The sequence below is a fragment of the Bacillus sp. SRB_331 genome (genome assembly GCF_003264175.1).
Lineage (GTDB): Bacteria > Bacillota > Bacilli > Bacillales > Bacillaceae_G > Bacillus_A > Bacillus_A mycoides.
Genome location: NZ_NADV01000029.1, coordinates 396604 through 401236, shown reverse-complemented (window position 1 = coordinate 401236; position 4633 = coordinate 396604). Strand labels below are relative to the sequence as shown.

Sequence of the window (4633 nt, the reverse complement as noted above, 5' to 3'; positions counted from 1 at the left end):
ATGTTCAAATCCTTCTCCAAATCTTATTAGCTTTACTAGTTAAATTGAACATTTTATAAAATGTTTATCCTGCTCTTTAAATGTAGTGGTTCTTTATAGGTGAATATCCACTGTTTTAATTGTAGTACAAGCTATGGGTATTTATCATGATTGGATTAAAGATTCACCATTGCCGAAGTATTAAAGTGAATTTATTTTTAATAAAGAGATTATTGTTTGTGAAAAAATGTTCTACATTAGCGTGTTTCCTTGTCTCTTCTTCTAAGACCAAATAAACCTGCTAGTCCTAATAAACCAAGCCAAGCCCAATTATTATTTCTATCACGATTATCATTTAAATCATTTGTCGTATTTACATTTCGAGTTCTTACATCATTATTAACTCTATTCATGTTATTGTCATTAACTCGAGTTGAAATGTCAGTATTATTAACTCTATTCATATTATTTCCATCGTATTCAGCATGGGAATCTGTACCTAAAAACATAATAGCTAATGCTAAAACGCTTAAAATAGATGATAATTTCTTCTTCATATTTTTCCCCTCCTTTCTTATGCATTAATTTCTCCAGCTCTTTTGTACATTCTTCGTTTAATAGTTTCTAAACCATAACCATAAGGCTAAAATTATGAGGAATATCTTTAATCTCCAGTATTAAAAGTACAGGTAAATACAACGAAGCGGTTAACAAAAGTTAACCGCTTACTTCATGTTATGCTTGATCAGATTGAAGAACATGTAGAGGAGGGGGAATAATCCAACCTTTTTTCTTATTTAATCGTAGTAAAGTAGCACCTGCTTGTGCTTTCTTCATATGGAATTGTCCAAACATCATTCCTACATCTTCTCGAAGAGATTGTCCCATAGCTTGGCTACATGCTACCAAACCTGCTGCAAGGCCTGCAGAAACCGTTGCTGCAATTTCTGCATCATTTATACGAGCACCAGGAGGAATCGTTTCAATAGATGCAACTGGTCTTTCTGGAGGTGCTGGTGGTAATGCAACACCATTTAATTTTAATAAATTTTTCAATTCTTCAACTTCTGATTGGATATCATTCTCTACAAGGTTTTCTAAAAATTTCTTTAAGTCCTCATCCCCTGTATGGTTAATAAGAACTTGATAACCAGCAATTGCACCTTGTGCCGCTGCAAGATAACTCCAAATTCCAAAGACTTCTCCGTAATGCATTGGCTCATTTTGGGGATTGCCACTTAAAACTCCCATTTTAATATGCCTCCTTAAAATGAATAAATTTTTTGAAAGACTTTTTATCAATGAAAAAATGGTTTTAAAAATGTTCCGTAATAAAGAAAATAGGTTTCTAAAATTCATTTGGAACACCCTAACTACAAGTAATACTTTCTTTTTTTATAATGTACAAATTTAAATAATATATTCTACGTAACTTGGGATAGAAATTTGAATTAAAAACTGAAGAGGAAAGAAAATGTAACAATGGTAGTAAATATAATTGGATTTATGAGGAAATATATTTGTAGAAGAAATAAAAAAGTGTTAGCAAGTTTGCAAACTAACTTGCTAACACCTATACAAAATAGACATAAAATATCGCTGATATATACATTTTAAACATGTGATATTCTAATAAAATAGTACAAAAATCAAGCATTTAAAAATGCGAGTCTACAACTTTGATTTGTATACAATTCAGTTTAAAATTCAACAAAATTATTGATGTAATGCGGTTTCTCGTGAAAAGAGAAACCGCATTTTTTGTATTTGCAAACATTTCTATCTGAATAGTCTTTCGCTAATTGTTTTAACTGCAGCCCTTGTATTACTGACAAAATGTATAAGTAGAGATATAAATTTATGAACCCTACTTAATGATTCTATCGTTAAAATAAGCTTGTAATTACGTAAACGACTAGATGTTGAAACCCTCCTCCTTATATAGTAAATTTCTTATTTAGTATAATACGGTGGAAATCTTATCACTAGAAGGTTCCCCCATCTTAAAACTAAAAAAAGATGATAGGTGGAAGGATAATTATTTATATCAAATTGACTGTTAAATTAAGAATTAGGATGGTTATGGAGCTAGTTGATAACAATTGAAATAGCGCTAAAAACTAATAATACTGCCATAATGATGTTAAAGAATTGGTTATGTTTTAATAAAAGTTTTTGGAACATTGAACCGAATAGGCTCCAACTAAACGTACTCATTAAACCGACTACTCCTAAAAATAATGAAAAAAGAAGGTAACTAGAATATGAATTGTAATAAGGGAGAATAAAAGTTGATACTACAGTCAGTCCGAATAATATTCCCTTTGGATTAACGAATTGAAGCATAATTCCTACTAAAAATAAGTTTTTATTGCTTTTATCATTTGTGTTTGCACTATTTTTACTAGTGAGTATTTTAAAAGCTAAATACAGCATATAAGCTACACCTAAAAGTTTTAAAGGAAATTCAATTATTGGCAGAATGTTTATAAGTATAATATTAAAGAAACTACATAATGAAGTGATGATGAAAAAGCCGAAAGCCACTCCTAAGCAAAATTTAATGCTTCTTTTTAACCCATGTTGGTTGGCGTATGTCATGGATAAAAAATTGTTAGGGCCTGGTGTGAAGCTACTAATAAAGACGAATAATAAAAAAGAAAATATAGGCATTTCAAAACCTCCTTTGATTTTGTATGTTATAATGACCGAAAAGAACAATATAACGTGTGCTTTTTATTATACATAATGGTCGTTATATTGTATAGGAGTGTTTTTTTATGGAGGAAATTCAACTTATCCTTGCAAAAAATTTAAAAGCTATTCGAGAAAAAGAAAAGCTGAGCTTAGAAAAAGTTTCTCAATTAAGTGGTGTAAGTAAAACGATGATCGGACAAATTGAAAGGGGAGAATCAAGCCCAACACTTACAACAATTTGGAAAATCGCTAATGGACTGAAAGTGTCTTTTACTTCTTTAATAAATAATCCACAACCAGATACGAAAGTTATTTTACGAAATGATGTTCAAGTATTGGCTGAAGACAATGGGAAATATAAAGTTTATCCATCTTTTCCATTCCAAGATGATAGACATTTTGAAATCTATACTGTTGAAATTGAAACAGAAGGAAAGTTATATGCTGAAGCGCATAAAGAAGGAACAGAGGAATTTATAACTGTGTTTGATGGTGAACTGACAATTGAGGTAAATAATTGTCAATATAGATTAAATAGTGGAGACTCAATCAGGTTTAAGGCGGATAGACCTCACGCTTATTATAATTCAGGAAGTACGTTAACTCGGTTGAGTATGACAATTTATTATCCAGCTTCATAATTTTTTATGTACATAAAAAATATAAGGGAAGCGTAATTATAAAACCATCTATACAAGGTGGTTTTTATTATGTGAAAAATTACAAAAAAAAGACACTCAGTTGAGTGTCAATACAGTATTTCTCTCGCGTATAGGATTGGAGGATGTTTCTCAAATACATATTGAGATGATTAGTAAAGGAGAAACTGTCTTCATAAATAACTTAACATTGATAGCGTATAGAGTAAATTGATAATGTTTATCCGGAATATTTAGTATAGATAGTTTCTACTATCTGTATAGGGGAATGACATTTAAAGGTAAGAAGAAAAAATGAATCATTTATTAATCAACTCGTATAATTGTTAGAGAGGCGCCAGTTGATCCACCACCGACTAAATTGACAATTGATAAGAGACCGAATAATTGAAGAGAAATAGTATTACCTGCATTTAATATTGTAATTAAATTATTATTATAACTTGAAGTAGATAAGGCAGGAGATAGAATTGAGCTCAGAAGTGATGTAGATCCGTTTAAAAGTAGTCTTGAACCCGCAAGAAGTGCAGTTGTAGTATTAATTTGATAAGAAAGATAATAACGTCCCGTTACAGGGACTGTAAATAAATCATTTGCACTATTGACTGCAAAGCTATCAAGGCTTTGATTGTTTGAAAGTAGTATGTTAGTACCACCCTAGTACAACTGAAACTGTTCCATCCACTGTATTATTTGCAAGCATAGAATTTGTTGTAACGTTTATGCTCCGGTATTACTCATGGGTCCAGTACTACCAGTAGGACTAGTTAGTCTATAAGGAAGGATAATTGTACGTCATTATTTTGGGGATTTTCTCTATCTTTATTTTTAATTAAAATCACCTCATTTTTATGATAAAGGAGATACTTTTCATATATTCTATTAATAATATTTTTTATAGTAACGGCATGCTGTTTAAAATACATTCATTTTTAGTAAGTTACATTAAAATTGATTTTGTAAAAAGATTTTAATCGAGAGATTAATAGTGTTTTTTTAGATAATTCTTTTAACATTTCGGAACATCTAACATTTAATAAATACTATAGAAGGGAGATGCAAATTTGAATCGATATGACAAATTACCAATGTCTAAGGAAGTTATGGATTCTAAAAATATTGGTCCTACATTTCCACCTCTTCCGTCTATTAATTTTCCAACCGGAGCAACCGGAGCAACAGGAGCAACCGGAGCAACGGGAGCAACGGGAGCAACGGGAGCAACGGGAGCAACGGGAGTAACAGGAGTAACAGGAGTAACAGGAATAACGGGAGCAACAGGAATAACGGGAGCAACA

At 31.2% G+C, this 4633-nt stretch carries 5 protein-coding genes and 1 pseudogene; 2 read left to right on the top strand and 4 right to left on the bottom strand.

The window, feature by feature from the left end; translation table 11 throughout:
* Positions 1-236: 236 nt before the first annotated feature.
* From B5P42_RS20345 to B5P42_RS20335, 3 genes are all read right to left on the bottom strand, one after another.
* Positions 237-536, bottom strand: coding sequence for a WGxxGxxG family protein (locus B5P42_RS20345; RefSeq protein ID WP_113735050.1), 300 nt, complete (start codon positions 534-536; stop codon positions 237-239).
* Positions 537-714: 178 nt separating this feature from the next.
* Positions 715-1230 (bottom strand): DUF3231 family protein, encoded by a 516-nt coding sequence (locus tag B5P42_RS20340; protein WP_088033020.1) that lies wholly within the window; start codon positions 1228-1230, stop codon positions 715-717.
* Positions 1231-2067: 837 nt separating this feature from the next.
* Entirely contained in the window at positions 2068-2652 is a 585-nt protein-coding gene (locus B5P42_RS20335; RefSeq protein WP_113735049.1) for a LysE family transporter, read from the bottom strand.
* A 107-nt stretch (positions 2653-2759) separates the two neighbouring features.
* Here B5P42_RS20335 and B5P42_RS20330 point away from each other — a divergent pair, with 107 nt between their 5' ends.
* Positions 2760-3317 (top strand): helix-turn-helix domain-containing protein, encoded by a 558-nt coding sequence (locus B5P42_RS20330; RefSeq protein WP_113735048.1) that lies wholly within the window; start codon positions 2760-2762, stop codon positions 3315-3317.
* Positions 3318-3641: 324 nt separating this feature from the next.
* Here B5P42_RS20330 and B5P42_RS20325 read toward each other — a convergent pair.
* Positions 3642-4076, bottom strand: a pseudogene (locus B5P42_RS20325) (BclA C-terminal domain-containing protein).
* Positions 4077-4399: 323 nt separating this feature from the next.
* Here B5P42_RS20325 and B5P42_RS32850 point away from each other — a divergent pair.
* A partial coding sequence (locus tag B5P42_RS32850; RefSeq protein WP_258397515.1) for an exosporium leader peptide-containing protein occupies positions 4400-4633 on the top strand: 234 nt, incomplete at its 3' end.

Bases quoted from the DNA above. Each gene is read 5' to 3' on its own strand.
- B5P42_RS20330 (WP_113735048.1), top strand. From the start codon at position 2,760: ATGGAGGAAATTCAACTTATCCTTGCAAAAAATTTAAAAGCTATTCGA.
- B5P42_RS20335 (WP_113735049.1), bottom strand. From the start codon at position 2,652: ATGCCTATATTTTCTTTTTTATTATTCGTCTTTATTAGTAGCTTCACA.
- B5P42_RS20340 (WP_088033020.1), bottom strand. From the start codon at position 1,230: ATGGGAGTTTTAAGTGGCAATCCCCAAAATGAGCCAATGCATTACGGA.
- B5P42_RS20345 (WP_113735050.1), bottom strand. From the start codon at position 536: ATGAAGAAGAAATTATCATCTATTTTAAGCGTTTTAGCATTAGCTATT.